We start from the raw sequence: 16,759 nt of genomic DNA, 5'->3' as shown, positions 1-16,759 counted from the left end.
TCTGAATTCTTATTTTTAATTTCTTATGAATTTTCGTGAATTTTCACCAACGCAACCAGTGATTTTGGGGTTTGATCCAGGTCGAGATAAGTGTGGTTTAGCGGTGATGGGACTGGATCGGCAACTGTATTATCATGAGGTGGCGCTAGCAAAAGAAGCGATCGCTACCATTGAGACACTACGTCAAAAATTTCCCATTTCCTTAATGGTCATGGGCGACCAAACTACAGCCAAGCAGTGGAGGCAGCAATTATATCAGGAATTGACAGAACCGCTGAGTATTATTTTAGTGGATGAGCGTTATACAACCCTAGAAGCACGCGATCGCTATTGGCAAATGTTCCCACCCACAGGGCTAATAAAGCTATTGCCAAAGGGTCTGCGACAGCCACCAAGACCCATAGATGATATTGTTGCCATTCTCTTAATCGAAAGATACTTAAATCGCCTTACTGAATCAGAAGTGAGGAGTTATGAGTGAGGAGTGAGGAGTTAGGAGTTTAGAGTGAGGAGTTAGGAGTTAGGAGTTAGGAGTTAGGAGTTAATATCTTCACAACTCCAAACTTTTAACTCCAAACTTTTAACTCCAAATTCCAAACTCCAAACTCATAACTCCAAACTCCAAACTTTTAACTCCAAACTTTTAACTCCAAATTCCAAACTCCAAACTCATAACTCCAAACTTTTAACTCCAAACTTTTAACTCCAAACTTTTAACTCCAAACTTTTAACTCCAAACTTTTAACTCCAAACTCATAACTCCAAACTCATAACTCCAAACTCCAAACTCCTAACTCCTAACTCCTAACTCCTAACTCCTAACTCTAAACTCCTAACTTTTAAAGTTGCGCCCGAATAGTAAAAGCATAATCTCCTCCAGGCTCTAGCTGGTAATCTTGTTGCTCCAAGAATCGACCGAGGGGTTCTTTGATTAGGGCACGGCCTTGGGAAGGTTTGACAGCAAGTTCTCCTCGGCGAAAATGCCACTGGAAATGCCACTCAAACTCACCTGCACTCACTTCGCCTTCAAGGAAGCCGTGTTGCCAGGATTGGCGAGTAATTCTGACATGGGCAATGGTTTCTGGCAGACGTTTTGCACTCACAATGCTTTATGTCAACTGTGGAATAACAGCCGCTCATATAGGCTGGCTACTTATTTTATTTAACATATCGCGGAAGTCCCCACCCTCAACTCTTAGTAGGGCGGAGATTGTGAGCGGGGGGTGTTCGCAAATGATTAAGTATAGCTTTGCATTAATTCGTAGCGAATGGACTCAAACAGACTTTGCGTTACTTTGCGCCATACTCTGCGCCCCTTTGCGTTTAAATTTCAACCCTCAATTCGCCACGGTTTTACGCAAAGCTGTACTAAGTTGTGTTCATGAGCCAAACGACTTCAGTATCCTGAAGTTGCGGCTATAACCTGGGCGGATTCTATAACCTAAGTTGGGGTGTATCAGATTCCGGGTGGAGATGTCAAGTGATCGCGCACAAAAAATTAGAGGTTTCTGAGTTTTAGCTTATCTCCTCTGAGGTTGATGAGGTACTTAGGGCGGGTAATTTTTTCTAGTTTCTCAGGAATGAGAGTATCCTAGAAACTGCATATCTGATGCTCTTTTCATCAGTATATTGTGGGTTAATTGGAATTTCCTCGCCAGATTTCAGCATAATTACAGCCCGATAAACTTTGGAGTATTTATATTGCTGTTCTTGAATATCAAAACGCAGAATGCTTCCTAGTGGATGTTCGATAATTTGGTTGCCACGCAAACTTTTCCGTTCGATAAATACCTTATCGATACTCTTGTAGAAGGTGCAGGAGGTTGCCGGTGATGTAGCAAAATAAGCAGCGATTGCCATCACAAATAATATAAATAAACTTGAGAAAAATAGATAATTTCGCTGATTCTGCTGCACTAATAGGGAAACTTGCCCAGAGTTGATAAAATTATTGATTTTTAAAACAACTTCCTCATCCTCTTGATAGCTAATATGCGATAGCAGGGCAAAGTCTCCAAATGGAGTCACAATCATAACTTGATAGCTTTTGCTCCCTTTACTACCAGTCTTTGTCAGGATGTATGCTTCCTGAAGATCAAATATTTTAAGTTTCTCCATACTTCCCAGCAAATTAAACCGTTTTAATTCACAATTAATTTGGTTTGATGAAGGTCGAATGCAACTGAGACTAAATGAAGCAGAATCAAAAACTAAGCAGTAAATGAAAAAGCTTAAAAAGATAATAAAAATAGACCATCCACTCAACCAATAGCTAAATGGTCGATGCTTTAGCTGCAATTTAGTATGGGTTTCCGCGACAATTTTCATCGATACCTGTGTATAGAATACTTAACCCCTGAGTAGAGTATTCCCCTTGTTGCCCATTTACCGATCACCAAGTATAAGTACTAGGGAGGATTTATTATGAATACCTAACTAATAGATAATTGGGACAGAAAGCTATAGCTAAAAGCATGGAAACCAAACAGCTAGGAAAAACTGGTATCTTTGTGAGTGCGATCGGTTTGGGCGGTATGCCCATGTCAATTTCTAATCGCCCTCCCGAATCGCAATCAATCGAAGTTATTCATCGGGCGTTGGATTTGGGTATTACATTTATTGACACTGCCGATGCTTACTGCAAAGATGAGTCAGAGAAGCATCACAATGAGCAATTAATTCACAAGGCACTTAGTAGTTATAAAGGTAATGTTAGTCAAGTACTTGTGGCAACGAAGGGCGGTTTGATGCGTCCCGATGGCAACTGGACAAGTAACGGCAACCCAGAACATTTACGCCAAACAATTCGCGTCAGTTTTGAGGCTTTGGGTGGTGCTAAACCCATCGATGTTTGGCAATACCATTCGCCCGATCCTAAATACACCATTGAAGAATCCCTTGCACCAGTTAAAGAAGCAGTGGAAGCGGGTTTGATTCGGTTTGTGGGAGTTTCTAACTTTTCCGTTGAACAAATTAAGCGGGCGCGGGATGTGGTGGATATTGTCTCGGTGCAGAATCAATACAGCCCTTGGCAACGACAGCCAGAAAATGACGGCGTGTTGAAGTATTGCGAACAGCAAGGATTAACCTTTTTGCCTTGGAGTCCCTTTGGTGGTAGGCGTCGCCATCAGGATTTGCAAGATATTCCTGCGATCGCTCAGTTAGCGAAAGAAAAAGGCGTGTCACTGTATAATATCGTCTTAGCGTGGTTGCGTTCCAAGTCGCCCGCTATTTTGCCAATTCCCGGTGCTAGCAAGGTTTCCAGTATTGAAGACTCGGCACAAGCTCTCAATGTGAAACTATCTGATGAAGAAGTGCAAAAAATTGATCGGGCAACTTAATCATTCCACTAGTTAAGGTAGATGTAGTGAAAGTTGCCAAAGATTTTCATGCCTTGTAGAGTGGGCATTGCAATACTGTTCGGTTAAGGCAAGAGACGCGATAAATCGCCGTCTCTACAATAGACATCTGGTGAAAATGAATGTAGAGACGTAGCACTGCTACGTCTCTACAAGGATTCTGGATAACGCATATTTAATTTCTGGAGATGTCTAATAATCAGATGAGAATGCGATGCCAACTCTTGGAGACGCTTTGCGTAGCTTGCTTCTCCAAAGGAGTACGGCGGCAAGTTACGCCATTGGTTACGGTAATGAGTTGCATGGTGATGATGGCATTGGTCACTCCCCATTCTCAAACCACCAAGGGTCATTAGTAGCGTTAGTTTTGATCAAAATAGCTTTTTTTCGCATGAACCGTTTCAGCGCCGCCGCACCCATACGTGAACCTCCCATACCGGAGAATTTGAAGGCATTTTTCTCTCCCTCGTGCATGATGGCGGTGAGTCCAGCATCGTTGATACTAATCGCACCTGCATCTATCTGGTGGGCAACTTCTAAGGCTTCTGTTTCCGAGGCAAATACAGCAGCACTTAATCCATAGATTGAGTCATTAGCTAAAGATACTGCTTCCTCTACTGTGGAAAAGGGCATCACTGGCATAATGGGGCCGAAAGTCTCTTCGGTCATCACTTTCATGGAATGATTAACCTGGGTAAGCACTGTGGGACGACACCACCAACCACCACCTAAATCTTCTATGACACCGCCGCAGTGAATTACTGCTCCCTTTTCTACTGCATCTAGGAGATGATCGCTAATAATGGCTGCTTGTTTTTCGGCGATGATAGGGCCAATTTCTCCACTTTCGATTGTGGGATAGGCTAGTTGCAGGCGATGTGCTTTGGCTACTAGCTGATGGTAAAACTTTTCAAATATGGAGTCTGCAACGTAAATTCGCTCAATTGAGAGGCATGACTGTCCGGTGTTGACGACGGAACCCCACAATATGGCTGAAGTTGCTAATTCTAAATTGGCTGATTCTAAAACGATCGCAGCATCTTTTCCTCCTAATTCCAAAAAGGCTGGAATAAACTGTTTTGCAGCCGCCTGTGCAACTTTTCTCCCTGTCGCTACACTGCCTGTAAAACATACCAAATCTACATTTTCAATCAAAGTAGATCCGGTTGCACCTGCTCCTTCAACAAAAGTTAAGACATCGTGCAGTTTGGGAACGTTGTTGAGTGCTGTCATTAGTGGTGCTACAAAGCGGGGAGTGATTTCACTAGGTTTGACAATGACAGCACAACCCGCCAACAATGCCGGAATGGTATCAATGGTAGATAGTAACAGCGGAAAATTCCACGGGCTAATTACCCCAACTAGGGGATAAGGAACGGATGTTTGTTGTAAGGCAATAAACGGAATGGCGGTATTTTTGGCAGATTCTTGCAGCAATTCCGGTGCTAACCGACACCAGCGATCGATGCTAGAGAAGAAAGAATCTATTTCTAATACTGAGGTTGATAATCTTCCGGTATCATTTACCAAAGCTTCTGTGAGGCGATCGCGTCCAGATAATGTCGCCTGTTTCCACTGCTGTAAGGCTTCAATTCTCCCCTCTAAGCCCAACTGCTGCCAGCGAACTTGTGCCCGGCGCGTGCGCTTACATTGTTGTACCACCAGCCTTGGAGGCTGCGGAATAATTACGTAGTCAAATTTGCCAGTTCGGGGATTGCGGACTTCTATTGGTTTTGTCATTACAAGTTAGGAGTTAGGAGTTAGGAGTTAGGAATTAGGAATTAGGAGTTAGGAATTAGGAGTTATTTTATTTGTATTCCAATGCCCAATGCCCAATGCCCAATGCCCAATGCCCAATGCCCAAATTCAAATTATGCCTAATTGGGTTAAGCGTTCAATAGTGGCTTGCTGTGTTTGCAGGAAGTGTTTGCGGTCTACTTCTCCTTCCAGCATAGTATTAGGTGGGTAAAAGTGTGATCGCCGATAACTTTCGGCGTATAGTTCAAAGCGTTGGCGGGAAAGTAAATTATTTAACCCTGGTCGGCGGCGATCGCGGCGTAATACTGCTAAATCAATCTCTGCGAAAGCTGCCATACTTTCACCTGCACCTGTCTCTGCTAAAACGATTCCGCGATGGTCAATGATTTTAGAGCCACCATCAGCCGAAGCAATGGGGATGGCAATATTAGCGATGCCTGCGGTGTTGGCTGAAACTACATAAGCCAGATTTTCAACAGCACGAGTGATTTTTGCTGCGTCTTTGGGGGTGAGGTTTTTGTTGTATACTTCCGAGGTGGAATGGACAAAAATCTCTGCTCCTCGCATTGCCAGACACCGCGCCACTTCTGGATACAAAATTTCTTCTGATGCTAAAGCTGCCAAATTACCGATCGCAGTTTTGGCAACGGGGAAAACTCCCTCCAAACCATAGCAGTCAAGATATTTATCCCAAACATCATGGGGGGTGGGAGCAAATAAGGAATTCAGCCGCCGATACCGCAAGACGATTGAGCCAGAAGGGTCAAGAATAAAGCAGGTTTGAAAGTACAATCCGGGAAAGTTGGGGTCAACTTCGTAGGCGTTACCAGCTAAAAATATTTTATGTTTTTGGGCAATTTTACCAAGGGCTTCATACTCAGCACCAGCCATTTCTATACAGGCTTTTTCTGCCCATCCTGCGAGAGTATCTCCCATCGGGAAACCCGTGAGAAAATATTCTGGCAGTACAATTAAACGACAATCAAAGCCGATGAAAGCGATACTGGCAGCAATTTGTTGAGCTAGGCGGTTGATGGAGTTTTGCATAAGCGATCGCGCTTCGTGGCGATCACTGGTTTGGTTGACTGCATAGCAGGTAACTTGCAGTGCTAAAGCGCGGAATGATTCTAGATTTTTCATGGGGCATTGGGCATGGGGCATTGGGCATGGGGCAAATAACTAATGACTAATTCGATCGCCACCCCAGAGCGATCGCACGAGTTTATCTGTCAATTCCGAGCCAAATATCTGCGCGGCAAATTTATTACCTGGATCGCGTTCCGCACTGATTCGGCGGAGCGCTAAATCACGAGCGGCTAGAGCGGTGCGTGCATCTTCTGGCACTGGTTCAGCTGCATCTACCCAAGTAAGCCAGCGATCGAGTGTTTCGTGTGCAAGTGTGCGAGTTAGTTCGAGGGTTTCAAAAGTAGGTGCGCCTGTGTAGCACAAGCTAACAGGTGATTGAAATAGACGAATATAAGCACTTTTGCTAGTAAATACCTTGAGGCGCGAATCTTCCTGTAGCTTTAAAAATGTTTGATTAACTGGCTCATAATAGCGATCGAGATATGCCAAATCGATTAAAAGCTCAGTTCGGGGAATGTAATCTATATAAAAGAAAATATTTGGAAGTGTACCAAACTCAAAGGCCAAATGAGGAACCTGAATATGCGACTTCAGCCAAGTGGTGAGACGCATAGTGCTAAAGTTGGATTTTTGGGCGTTTCCTAACCACGAATGCACTAGCCAGTCAATTTCTTCGCCGGAAAAAGCCGTTAGCGAACCCTTCATCTTGCCATCGAGACTGCTGTATTGCTGTAAATTTTCTACAGAAGGGTCTCGGTGTAACTGAAAACGAGCCTCTAGTTTTTGACAGAGTTCTTTTGTAATCTCCCACAACTGCTCAAATACAGCTTTATTGTCTAGATCAGTTGGTTGCTGAGTCATGGTTTGAATTTGTTAGTCTACCAAGGCTTATATTAACCTGAGTTCGGGATCAGGAAAGGGATAGGTAATTGCCTGCGGTAGGCGATCGCAAAATCTTACCAAAATAATTCTTGAAAAACTCACACTACCCTCATATTTGCTTAAGAGTATTCCCAATAGATAATTAAATGCACCTTATAGACAATACTGTTGTCAATTTGGAGTGAATTAATGAAAATGCGATCGCTATTTATTTTAGGTTTCAGTGTAATCATATTGGCTCAGTAAAGGTGAGGAGGAAAATTATGAAGGGTCTATTTATCTTAGGATTCAGTTTAATTACTTTGGCGGTTAATCAGTTATCAGCATTAGCCCAAACTCGACAGCCGACAAATGCAGAATTGCGGAGATTACGTCAAGAACTTCAGCAGCTGATTAATTCAACGAAAAAGAATAGAGCTATTCATATACAGGATGGACGTAATCAAGCTGAAAAACAAGCTAGAGAGTCTTTTGTACATGCTTGGTCAAAAGTTGAACCAGGACTAGCACCTTTTTTTGGTTGGTGGTGGGGATACGAAGATACCAGATATATTTACCCTTCAAATACTAAAGGTCATGTTTGTGTTATTAGTTCAAGTGAAGGCTATGGCAGTTTTGCTACTGGGATCTTATCTAATGGAGTCATACAAACCAGCAGGGGTGAAGTGCTGTTAAAAGAAGGAGCTTACCTAGGGTCAGCATTGCTCGATAAAGGCAGATTTGTACGCAATAATGATATTCCTTTCAACTCACCAAGACCTCTTGAACCACTAACTAAATTGGAGATATCTGATTCACAACAAAAAAACACAATTTCTCAACAATTTAATGCTGCTGGTTGCACTAATTTAAAACCAGTAAAACGATAATATAACCTTGGTATAGGATAATAATTAAAATCCAGGAGAATGTTAAGGTGTGTCGAGTGCAACGTAGGTTAATTTCATAATTAAAACAGATTTATCACTAAATACCAGGAGGATTTATATGCTCAAAAGATTTAGATTTTTTATTTTCTTATGTTGCGTAAGCACCATATTTGTTTTGACAATTTTTTCAGTTAATGCACAGAATAAACTTACAAATAAGTCTAAAATTTTTATTAATGGTATTGGCCTAGTTCGTGTGGGAATGACTGTTGAACAAGCTTCAAAAGCAAGTGGTACTCAGTTAATTAGAGATAACTATACTGATAGTGGTGGGAATAGTAATTGTTTTTATGTTCACCCACAATCATTCTCTGGAAACATTGAATTTATGGTCAAAAATGGTCGTATTTCCAGAGTTGATATTTTAGGTAATAAGCTAATAACTACTGTGAAAGGAGCGCGAATTGGGGATACTGAATCTCGGATAAAATCCCTATATCCAGGGCAAATTAAATATAATGGTGAAGGCTCTGGAGTTGGTTATCATCTCTTAATATTTATACCCAAGGATAGAGCAGACAGTAACTATCGCATCATATTTCAGATTTATAAAAACCGTGTCAATGATTTCCGGGCTGGAAAATTACCAGAAGTTGAGTATTCAGAAGGTTGTGCATAAAATATTAGTTTAGATAAAAATGAACATTAAAACACTTCTGATTTTTTTGATCAGCTTAACGTTTGTAGGTACAAGAGCCTTACCAATACAAGCCGAAACCCAATACATCATCTTTCTTGACATTAGCTCCATTACTAACAGTGCGATCAATATGACCAAGAAAAAGACTATGATTATTGTCAATACTTAAACAAACCAAATCAGAACCGATATAAGAAACTTTTCCAGATGCAGGAGCTAATAGTGCTTGTCCAGCAGATTTACTAGCATTACCATCATTTGCATAGCAAGCTGTACTTCCAAAATCTTTATTGCTAATAGTCAAATCTAAAGCAAAATAGTTTTGATGACTGATAAATCCTTGATAACCTTGACAAACATACCAGGTTTGACCACTGCGAAATGGCAGATTAAGCCCATTAGGTGGTGGTGGAGTAGCGCTACTCTTCCATCGCTGATTGGCATTACCCACGCATTCCCACAAGTATACATTTCCTTGATTGCTGCGTGTTGGAGAATCCACACATTTATTAGTTCCCGCACGCTTAATTTGGACGTAGCCATTTCCAACATCTGATAAAACAAAGTTTTGGTCAACGTCGTTGGCATTGCAAGGCCAAATGTTGACCGAACTGGCATCAGAGACGTAATGTGCATTTAAACAGTTGCCCGTAGAACGGTGTTTTAGAAGAGTACCACCACGATTACCATTGATGCGGTCAAATTGTTGATCTGGGTCGCTGTCATTGCGAGTGTAAATTGACATCCGAGGTTGACCATCTATGCGTCCGAAGTTGTTATTTGTATTTAAAGCCATGTTTCCATCTACTGTGAAAGTTTCAGCAGCTTGAGCTTGGCTTGCAAAAACTCCAATAGGGAACACAATCGAAAAAAAGGTAATTAATGTAATCAATCTGGGAGAAAACTTGATCTGTACAAACATGAAAAAAGTACCTTATTTGTCAATAAACTAGTTGTCTTCAAGACTTTGATCTATGTATTAAGAAGAGAACTCCTCTTATCTTATTTACTATTTAATTTTCTAAACGCTCATTTGTCACGACTAATTAGCTAACTAAATAGACATAAAATTAACCTTTGTATTTATTGGAAAGCTGGTAATTCTACCTGAAATAGTGTCAATAAACTAATGAAAAATAAAGAAAATACGTTAAATATAAAATTATATGCTCCAAAAATATAGCTACTTTAAATTGCTGACGTAAGTTCACGTAACTAATATCTTTTCTACCGTTTAAGATAAATATATTTTTGGACAAAATACTAAACATTTTGTCTAAATTAAATCTTAATTTTATGGAGAATATTGTCCCTGAAGTAAATCGAGTCATTAAAAAACTGCCTGTGAATCAACTCATAAGCAGCTAAATTCTGTTCCAAAACTTCTTTAATTACTCAATCCTGAAATTCTCAGTAACGATTCTTGGCTAAACCGTACTCCATCACTGCCAATTTCCAACTAATAAATATGGTGCCCAGTAATAAGGATTTTGATACTCAGGTTGTGCTAATAGTGCTTTCTGCGCTCGATGGAGTGCTTCAGCTTTCGTAACCCCGCCTTTTTTAAGTTCAGTATAAAACCGTACCATCAATTGAGTTGTCGAATTATCGTTGATTTGCCATAACGTTGACAGGGTGCTATTAGCCCCCGCCCGCACAGCAAGTCCAGCTAAACCCAAGATTGCTCGGTTGTCACCTTCAGCAGTTTTACAAGCACTTAGTACCAGCAATTTGATATCTCTGGAATTAACTGTGTCATCCCGCAGTAAGTTATTTAGCTCCCTAGCTTTGATAAGTTGTTGGTAGGCAAGTAGATATGTATCTTCTGGGTCGGAACTAAAGTTACCATGTGTAACAAAATGAACAATGGAAAATGCTCCTGACTGTAACTGCTTGTGGAGGTTTGCTGGAGTGAACTGGGAATTAATTAACAGTTTGCTTGGTAGGATTTTAGCAATTTGCTGCAATTCATCAATATTGAGGGATGAAAAGTTATGGTTTTCTATATTTTCTTGCTGTTTTCCTACTCCACCTGCTAATATCTTTGGCTTTTCTAGTTGTGAGTTACTTAAATCAAATAGTTGCGAGTTTGGTAGCAAGGCGAGGGCATAATCTTTTTGGATGAGATATTGTTCTTTTTCTTCGTCATACAATACTCCCATTGGAATGTTACGAAGTTCGCCATCGAGGACAAAAACTAAGGTTTTGATGTTGCTATGTTCTTGCAAATATGGTTCGATGGGTTTGATTAGCCAGCGATAAATAATTTGTGATTTAGCTCGAACTTTACTAGGGTTGCGCGTATATATGGCGCTACGGAGTTGCATGGCAGTATCTTGAAGTTCATTTCGTGGGATGGAATGTACGTAATTTTTTAGGTGTTGTCCTGGTAACTTAAAGATAACTTCTAGTCGGTTTTCTAGAATAATCGGATAGATAAAGACGGCGTTAGTATCAACAGGATTAATTTCCCGATTGATAGGTAGTATTTGCACCAGATTACAGCGCAAAAAATTCTGGAGTTCTGCAAGTTGTAGTGCATCGATGTTGGCGATCGCTTGTTGGAGATATTCTTGAGATGCTGTTGAGTTAATATTATTTTGCAATAGTAAATCGACTAATCCGCGATAGACAGGTTCTACATTATCTCGATAGGAAAATTGTACATCTGAATTGATGGGAAGCAAATCACTACGAACAGATTTAAGACTTTCTACAGCCATTTGATAAAAAGCGATCGCTTGATCGTCTTTTGTCTGCGCTGCTAAAATTCTCCCCATCTGCCATTCCCACTGATAAGCAATGTCTGGCGCAGCGATGGGTTGAGTGAGGAGTAATGCTTCTTGCGTCAGATTTTGGCTCGTGAGTAGATAATCTGTATACACTTTTGATATTGACTTCTGCGGTGATTTGTGGAGGGCTTCTACAGCCAGATATTCATAGAACCCACCACGATTACCAAGGGCGTAAGATAAAGCGCGGGAGTCTTGGAGTTGCTTTGCATCTTGAATCGCCGTCCCTAACAAATTATCAATTTCACCCAACACAGAACTATCCGCAGCACTTTTTTGAAAGATGCACGCGAGGTTTTTGGCGGTATTAATCTTTGCATACACCGCCTGACGACCACTTGGGAAGTCAGAAAGTTTGATTTCGTGCCATAATGCCTGTGCTGCGGATAATTGCCCAGTTTCTACCAACAAACTTAAGTAATTAATCTGTGCTTGAGCTTGTATGGATGGAGATGATGGTATGGCTAGTACTTGTTGGTATTGCAAGGCTGCATTCTGATATAACTTCAATGCATTATTGGGAAGCGATACTCCTTTGGAGTCACTTCGTGAACGCTCTTGGCACTGCCAAGGGATATCATTATAGTTGCGAGTCGTGTAGCGATCGCGCTCCAAGTTTCCCTTGGCCCAAAACATATTTGCTAAACTAACCAAGGCAGCGCTTTTTACTTCAGTCTTAGCTGACGACGAAGGTAAGTTTTCCGCGAGTGCTAAACTATTTTGCAACGCTATTTGCGATTGTTTTAACTCACCAACAGCCAGCAGAACGTTACCCAAACTCAAATATCCTTGAATCTTGATCGCAGAATCAGGTAATGCCATCAACCTTTGCTGAATCTGTTCGAGGTTATTGTATGCCTGTTGATCTAAACCTAATGCTTGTAATGCCTGCGCTTGGTTGATGATATTACTAATGCTTCCCGCTTCATCTCCCAAACGTGTATAAATTCCCGCTGCTTGTTGCAAACTTTTTAATGCGGCTTCTGGTTTTCCGCCCACATACCAAAGGCGACTTTCGATATCTAAGGATTGCGCGTAGATTTTGAGTAGCGTTGGAGAATCCGGCTTGGATTGAGAGGGTTGTAACAACTGTAAACTGGCTGCGATATGACTTTGTGCTGCATTCCAATTGCCAAGTTGCTGATATGCTAAAGATAGATTGCTGTGGATCAAAGCTTGAGCGCGATCGCTATTGCGAGTTGTGGCGAGTTGCAATGCTTGTTGTAATAACTTGATAGCCAGAGAGTAGCTGCTGGAATTATATGCTTCTTTACCCTGGCGTACCAACTGTTGTACTTCAGTGGTAATTAAATTGTTTTGTACAGTGGGTGTCTGGGCAAGTACATAGGGTATCTTAACCACAAATAACACCAGTATCAAACTCAGAGCCAGCAGGTGATACCGTATCCTCATTAACTTGAACTTAAATCCTACCCGACGAAGCCGTTTAGTATGTTGTTTTGTCATGGGCCGCTAACGATTTATCAAGTGTAATCTGCGCGATCGATCTCCAAAACCTAGTCTTTGAGGATGTAGAAGACACTGATTCCCTGAAAGTTTACCAAAATTCTAAAAAAAATTCATACCATCCTCATACTTGGCTAGCTTTACTCCCAATTAGATAAATAGAACCACTTAACCTACCAAGAGGATGCCGTCAAAATTATACCTAATTCTTTGTGTGTTTACATATTGCCCTATATCAAGTAGAGATAAATCTCAATATTGTCTCTATATTTTAAATTTAAACCCTAGCTTTCATTGCAATCATTATCTAGTAAAAATGTCATGTTATTCCCAACTTACGAATTCTTAGTATTTTTCGTCATTGTTTTTGCGATTGGCAGCTTTATCAAAAAACAAATTACAGCTTATAAATATTATTTAATATGCGTCAGTCTCATTTTTTATTCATTCTGGGGGTTACAATTTTTACAATCACTCTTTATAGATATAGTCATTAACTACCTGATTATCGAATCAATAGAACGCACACCATACAAAAAACAGTTTCTATTTATTGGTATCGTCACTAATCTTTTTTATTTAGGTTTCTTCAAGTATTACAATTTTTTCACTGATTCCTTATACACAGCCTTAAATAACTTTCACATTCAAGCTAGCTTCCAAACACTACAAATCCTCACACCAATCGGCATCTCTTTCTATACCTTCAGAATCATCTCCCATCTGGTTGATTGTTATAGAAACCAATTAAAATGCCCATCCTTACTTGATTACACTGTATATATTACCTATTTTCCGCAAGTTATATCAGGCCCAATTTCACGGGCAGATAAATTTTATATCCAACTAAATAGTCAGGAAAAATATAATTATCAAATTGAATCTGTAATGATTTTGATCATCTCAGGCTTATTCAAAAAATATACTTTATCCAGCTTTCTATTTAACTTTACCCAACTTCCCTTTCAGCTACCCGAACAATACTCTAGCTTCGACTTAATTCTTGCTACTCTGGCCTACTCATGCTTAATCTACGTTGATTTTAGTGGCTACTCAGATTTAGCTAATGCAATTTCTGCATTACTTGGATTTCAACCAATACAAAATTTCAATATGCCATATCGCGCCCAAAGCTTGCAAGAATTTTGGCGACGATGGCACATTAGTTTATCAGAATGGTTGCGAGATTATCTATATATTCCATTAGGGGGTGGACGCAAAAGCAACTTCCAAAAATATTTTAATTTGCTTTTAACAATGATAATTGCTGGTTTTTGGCATGGCGCTGGTTTGAATTTTATTATTTGGGGTACTTTACATGGAATTGGTTTAATTTTAAAACATATTTGTGATGATGTAATCAAGAGTTTTCAATCTCAAAAAAATACTACTGCGACAAGGCTGGATTCTTCTATAAAAAATAAGAAGAGTTTAAAAGTGCCAGTAAAATCTTCTCATCAGCCACATCAAGCATTTTATCTGACTATATTTAATTGGCTTTGTACTTTTATTTTTGTTAATATATGCTGGATATTTTTTAATACTTCTAGCTGGGAAACAGCGATTAAATTTTTGCGGCGAATCTTTGATTTGAATTCAAATCATCAGCTATCTCAACTTAACTCTTGGCAGTTATATATAATATTTGCTATGGTCTTTATTATGAATTTTGCTGGAGATAAAATCAGCCATTTTTGTGAAAAAGCTTTAACACATAAAAATCTTATTCTGCAAACCATATTTGCTTCAAGTACGCTGTATGTCGTATTTAGATTAGGGCCAAATACCGTCCCACCTTTTATTTACTTTAATTTCTAAAAATCTTATGCAAGACCTTAAATTCTTAATGCTTTCTGGATTAGTAGGATCAAGTTTAATTTCTCTCAACTTCCCAGTATTCTTAAAAAGTCTTAGTTCGAGTCATCTTGTAAATGCTGAAATCAAACAAGCCGCACAACAAGTTAAACTTGAAGGTTTTGGTAAAGCTGAACAAGAATTTTGGAATAGGATTAAAGAATTTGGAAATGAACCAGAACAAATTGCAGAATCACCTAAATTAGAAATAAAGCCACCACAACCATCTCCTGAAATCTTTGCAACTCCTTTCCTAGCTGCAAAGTCAAACACTCGACTACAGCCTACTTCAAATCACATACAATCATTATTTTTAGCAAGGAGTTCCGAATTACAACCAATCGTAAATACTCCAAAGTTAACAAACCAAGTACCTTACAAACGTTTCTTGCTCACAGGAGATTCTATTATGTATTCTCTTAGTGTAGCATTTGAGAATGCTGTCAAAAAAACAGACTATGATTTTGACAAAATTACAATAGCATTCAAAATTTCAACCGGACTAAACCGCATTGATTTTTATGACTGGTATTCCCATACAAGAGAACTTATAAAACAAAATCATCCAGATGTCATGGTAGTCGTTTTTGGTGGGAATGATGACCAAAGTATTTTAGATGTTAATAAAAAATTTCGGGCTGAGTTAACACCAGATTGGGAAAAAGCCTACGAAGAACGTGTAGAGCGTTATGCTAGATTGCTTGATGGCTATTCTGTGCGAAAAGTATACTGGATGGGACATCCAATCTCTAATTTAGCGCGATATAACAAATTCTTCCCTATTTTTAACCGGATTTACAAAAAAGTTGCCCAAGTACACCCTAAAATCGAGTTTATTGATACTTGGAATGCATTTGCTGTCAATGGAAATTTTTCTCCAGTCGTTGCAGATAATACTGGTAAACGCGGACGAGTTCGCATCAATGATGGGGTTCATCCAACTGAGCATGGTGCAAAAATTTTGATTGATATTCTAAAGCAGAAGATGATATCTGATGGAGTTTTAAAACCAAAAATTCAGCCTGTAAAGAAAGAAAGTATTAATTAAATATGAAACAATTCATTTGGAAAATATTAAATATTAAAAAATGGAAGTTTTTGATTATTAACTTAATCAGTATATTTCTAATCATTCAAATATTCTCAAGTATTACAACAGCAAAAAATTCCCAAAGTAACTATACTATTGAACCGAATATTACTTACCATACAGTAAATAAAAATCAGCTAAAACTTAACCTTTATCAAAACAAAAAATCTGGTTTGCATCCCATATTAATAGTTATTCATGGTGGAGGCTGGATCAAAGGAAGTAAAGATGACGGAGATGAGCCATTTTTTGCACCCTATTTCGATTGGGGATTTTCGGTAGTTAATATCGATTACAGATTAGCCAGTACTGCACTAGCACCAGCAGCAGTTGAAGACTCGATATGTGCTTTACGCTGGGTTACTCGTAACGCAGCAAAGTATAAGTTTGATCCCAAAAAGATTGTATTAACAGGGTTTTCAGCAGGGGGACATCTCGCACTCACAGCAGGAACTATACCCAATGTAACCAAATTTGACCGATTGTGTCCTGGTAACGAACTGCTAAAAGTTGCAACTATTATTAACTGGTCGGGTATTACCGATGTCAACGATTTGCTTATTGGTTCTCATCAAAAATACTTTGCCCTACAGTGGTTCGGTAATCAAATCACATCCCGAAAATTAGAACTAGCTAAAAGTATTTCTCCTATTAATTTTGTCCGTCATGGATTACCTCCTATCTTAACAATACATGGTGAAAAAGATACGTTTGTACCTTACAGTCAGGCAACTCGATTCCATCAATTATTGGATAATGCTGGGGTGATAAATCAACTATATACTGTTCGCAGTGCGGAACATGGTGGTTATAGTAAAGTGCAGAAAAGAGAAATATATACAGTTATTAAGATGTTTTTGAAGAGGCAGGGTGTCATATAATACAAATTAAAAATTTAGAAT

Annotated in this window: 15 protein-coding genes; 7 read left to right on the top strand and 8 right to left on the bottom strand. The window is 39.5% G+C overall.

Annotated elements, in window-relative coordinates:
- Positions 1-25 precede the first annotated feature (25 nt).
- Entirely contained in the window at positions 26-481 is a 456-nt protein-coding gene (locus tag V7K67_RS11985) for a resolvase (RefSeq protein WP_334729337.1), read from the top strand.
- Positions 482-839: 358 nt separating this feature from the next.
- On the opposite strand, the gene V7K67_RS11980 is transcribed toward V7K67_RS11985, so the two are convergent.
- On the bottom strand, positions 840-1,103 hold the full coding sequence (locus V7K67_RS11980) for a DUF3146 family protein (protein WP_179067550.1): 264 nt from the start codon (positions 1,101-1,103) through the stop codon (positions 840-842).
- Positions 1,104-1,566: 463 nt separating this feature from the next.
- Positions 1,567-2,328 (bottom strand): hypothetical protein, encoded by a 762-nt coding sequence (locus V7K67_RS11975; RefSeq protein ID WP_335166695.1) that lies wholly within the window; start codon positions 2,326-2,328, stop codon positions 1,567-1,569.
- Between the two features lie 146 nt (positions 2,329-2,474).
- On the opposite strand from V7K67_RS11975, the gene V7K67_RS11970 reads away from it, so the two are divergent.
- Positions 2,475-3,341: an aldo/keto reductase gene (locus tag V7K67_RS11970; RefSeq protein ID WP_335166693.1), complete on the top strand. Its 867-nt coding sequence runs from the start codon at positions 2,475-2,477 to the stop codon at positions 3,339-3,341.
- Between the two features lie 217 nt (positions 3,342-3,558).
- Here the strand turns inward: V7K67_RS11970 and V7K67_RS11965 are convergent, their stop codons facing one another.
- The 4 genes from V7K67_RS11965 to V7K67_RS11950 form a co-directional block, all read right to left on the bottom strand.
- Positions 3,559-3,684, bottom strand: a complete 126-nt coding sequence (locus V7K67_RS11965; protein ID WP_334708070.1) for a hypothetical protein — start codon at positions 3,682-3,684, stop codon at positions 3,559-3,561.
- Positions 3,681-5,099 carry an aldehyde dehydrogenase family protein gene (locus tag V7K67_RS11960; protein ID WP_335166691.1) on the bottom strand — a complete coding sequence of 473 codons (1,419 nt, stop codon included), beginning with the start codon at positions 5,097-5,099 and terminating at the stop codon, positions 3,681-3,683. The genes V7K67_RS11965 and V7K67_RS11960 overlap by 4 nt, the downstream gene beginning before the upstream one ends.
- A gap of 126 nt (positions 5,100-5,225) precedes the next feature.
- Positions 5,226-6,257: a nitrilase-related carbon-nitrogen hydrolase gene (locus tag V7K67_RS11955; RefSeq protein WP_334729332.1), complete on the bottom strand. Its 1,032-nt coding sequence runs from the start codon at positions 6,255-6,257 to the stop codon at positions 5,226-5,228.
- A gap of 39 nt (positions 6,258-6,296) precedes the next feature.
- Positions 6,297-7,064, bottom strand: coding sequence for a red chlorophyll catabolite reductase (locus tag V7K67_RS11950; protein ID WP_334729331.1), 768 nt, complete (start codon positions 7,062-7,064; stop codon positions 6,297-6,299).
- Between the two features lie 284 nt (positions 7,065-7,348).
- Here V7K67_RS11950 and V7K67_RS11945 point away from each other — a divergent pair, with 284 nt between their 5' ends.
- Entirely contained in the window at positions 7,349-7,954 is a 606-nt protein-coding gene (locus V7K67_RS11945; protein ID WP_335166689.1) for a hypothetical protein, read from the top strand.
- 118 nt (positions 7,955-8,072) lie between these two features.
- Positions 8,073-8,633 carry a hypothetical protein gene (locus tag V7K67_RS11940; protein WP_335166687.1) on the top strand — a complete coding sequence of 187 codons (561 nt, stop codon included), beginning with the start codon at positions 8,073-8,075 and terminating at the stop codon, positions 8,631-8,633.
- A gap of 79 nt (positions 8,634-8,712) precedes the next feature.
- Here V7K67_RS11940 and V7K67_RS11935 read toward each other — a convergent pair whose 3' ends face one another.
- A complete protein-coding gene (locus V7K67_RS11935) occupies positions 8,713-9,576 on the bottom strand; it encodes an RICIN domain-containing protein (protein ID WP_335166685.1) in 864 nt (287 codons plus the stop codon).
- 520 nt (positions 9,577-10,096) lie between these two features.
- Positions 10,097-12,859 (bottom strand): CHAT domain-containing protein, encoded by a 2,763-nt coding sequence (locus V7K67_RS11930; RefSeq protein WP_335166683.1) that lies wholly within the window; start codon positions 12,857-12,859, stop codon positions 10,097-10,099.
- Positions 12,860-13,234: 375 nt separating this feature from the next.
- On the opposite strand from V7K67_RS11930, the gene V7K67_RS11925 reads away from it, so the two are divergent.
- Genes V7K67_RS11925 through V7K67_RS11915 form a run of 3 tightly spaced genes read left to right on the top strand, consistent with a single transcriptional unit; the run spans position 13,235 to position 16,738 of the window.
- Complete coding sequence (locus tag V7K67_RS11925; protein WP_335166681.1) at positions 13,235-14,731, top strand: MBOAT family O-acyltransferase; 1,497 nt, start codon at positions 13,235-13,237, stop codon at positions 14,729-14,731.
- A gap of 7 nt (positions 14,732-14,738) precedes the next feature.
- The gene (locus V7K67_RS11920; RefSeq protein WP_334730538.1) at positions 14,739-15,815 is read left to right on the top strand and encodes a DUF459 domain-containing protein; all 1,077 of its coding nucleotides are present in this window, start codon (positions 14,739-14,741) and stop codon (positions 15,813-15,815) included.
- 2 nt (positions 15,816-15,817) lie between these two features.
- The gene (locus V7K67_RS11915; RefSeq protein WP_335166679.1) at positions 15,818-16,738 is read left to right on the top strand and encodes an alpha/beta hydrolase; all 921 of its coding nucleotides are present in this window, start codon (positions 15,818-15,820) and stop codon (positions 16,736-16,738) included.
- The last annotated feature ends 21 nt before the right edge of the window (positions 16,739-16,759 follow it).

It is taken from the genome of Nostoc sp. (assembly GCF_036917155.1).
In the GTDB taxonomy this organism is placed as follows: Bacteria; Cyanobacteriota; Cyanobacteriia; order Cyanobacteriales; family Nostocaceae; genus Nostoc.
Note: the sequence above shows the minus strand (reverse complement) of the source record. Positions and strands in the feature narration are given on the sequence as shown.

Excerpts from the sequence above, each read along its gene's own strand:
- V7K67_RS11955 (WP_334729332.1), bottom strand. The coding sequence starts at position 6,257 with ATGAAAAATCTAGAATCATTCCGCGCTTTAGCACTGCAAGTTACCTGC.
- V7K67_RS11925 (WP_335166681.1), top strand. The coding sequence starts at position 13,235 with ATGTTATTCCCAACTTACGAATTCTTAGTATTTTTCGTCATTGTTTTT.
- V7K67_RS11930 (WP_335166683.1), bottom strand. The coding sequence starts at position 12,859 with ATGAGGATACGGTATCACCTGCTGGCTCTGAGTTTGATACTGGTGTTA.
- V7K67_RS11920 (WP_334730538.1), top strand. The coding sequence starts at position 14,739 with ATGCAAGACCTTAAATTCTTAATGCTTTCTGGATTAGTAGGATCAAGT.
- V7K67_RS11940 (WP_335166687.1), top strand. The coding sequence starts at position 8,073 with ATGCTCAAAAGATTTAGATTTTTTATTTTCTTATGTTGCGTAAGCACC.
- V7K67_RS11960 (WP_335166691.1), bottom strand. The coding sequence starts at position 5,099 with ATGACAAAACCAATAGAAGTCCGCAATCCCCGAACTGGCAAATTTGAC.
- V7K67_RS11950 (WP_334729331.1), bottom strand. The coding sequence starts at position 7,064 with ATGACTCAGCAACCAACTGATCTAGACAATAAAGCTGTATTTGAGCAG.
- V7K67_RS11935 (WP_335166685.1), bottom strand. The coding sequence starts at position 9,576 with ATGTTTGTACAGATCAAGTTTTCTCCCAGATTGATTACATTAATTACC.
- V7K67_RS11915 (WP_335166679.1), top strand. The coding sequence starts at position 15,818 with ATGAAACAATTCATTTGGAAAATATTAAATATTAAAAAATGGAAGTTT.
- V7K67_RS11975 (WP_335166695.1), bottom strand. The coding sequence starts at position 2,328 with ATGAAAATTGTCGCGGAAACCCATACTAAATTGCAGCTAAAGCATCGA.
- V7K67_RS11945 (WP_335166689.1), top strand. The coding sequence starts at position 7,349 with ATGAAGGGTCTATTTATCTTAGGATTCAGTTTAATTACTTTGGCGGTT.
- V7K67_RS11985 (WP_334729337.1), top strand. The coding sequence starts at position 26 with ATGAATTTTCGTGAATTTTCACCAACGCAACCAGTGATTTTGGGGTTT.
- V7K67_RS11970 (WP_335166693.1), top strand. The coding sequence starts at position 2,475 with ATGGAAACCAAACAGCTAGGAAAAACTGGTATCTTTGTGAGTGCGATC.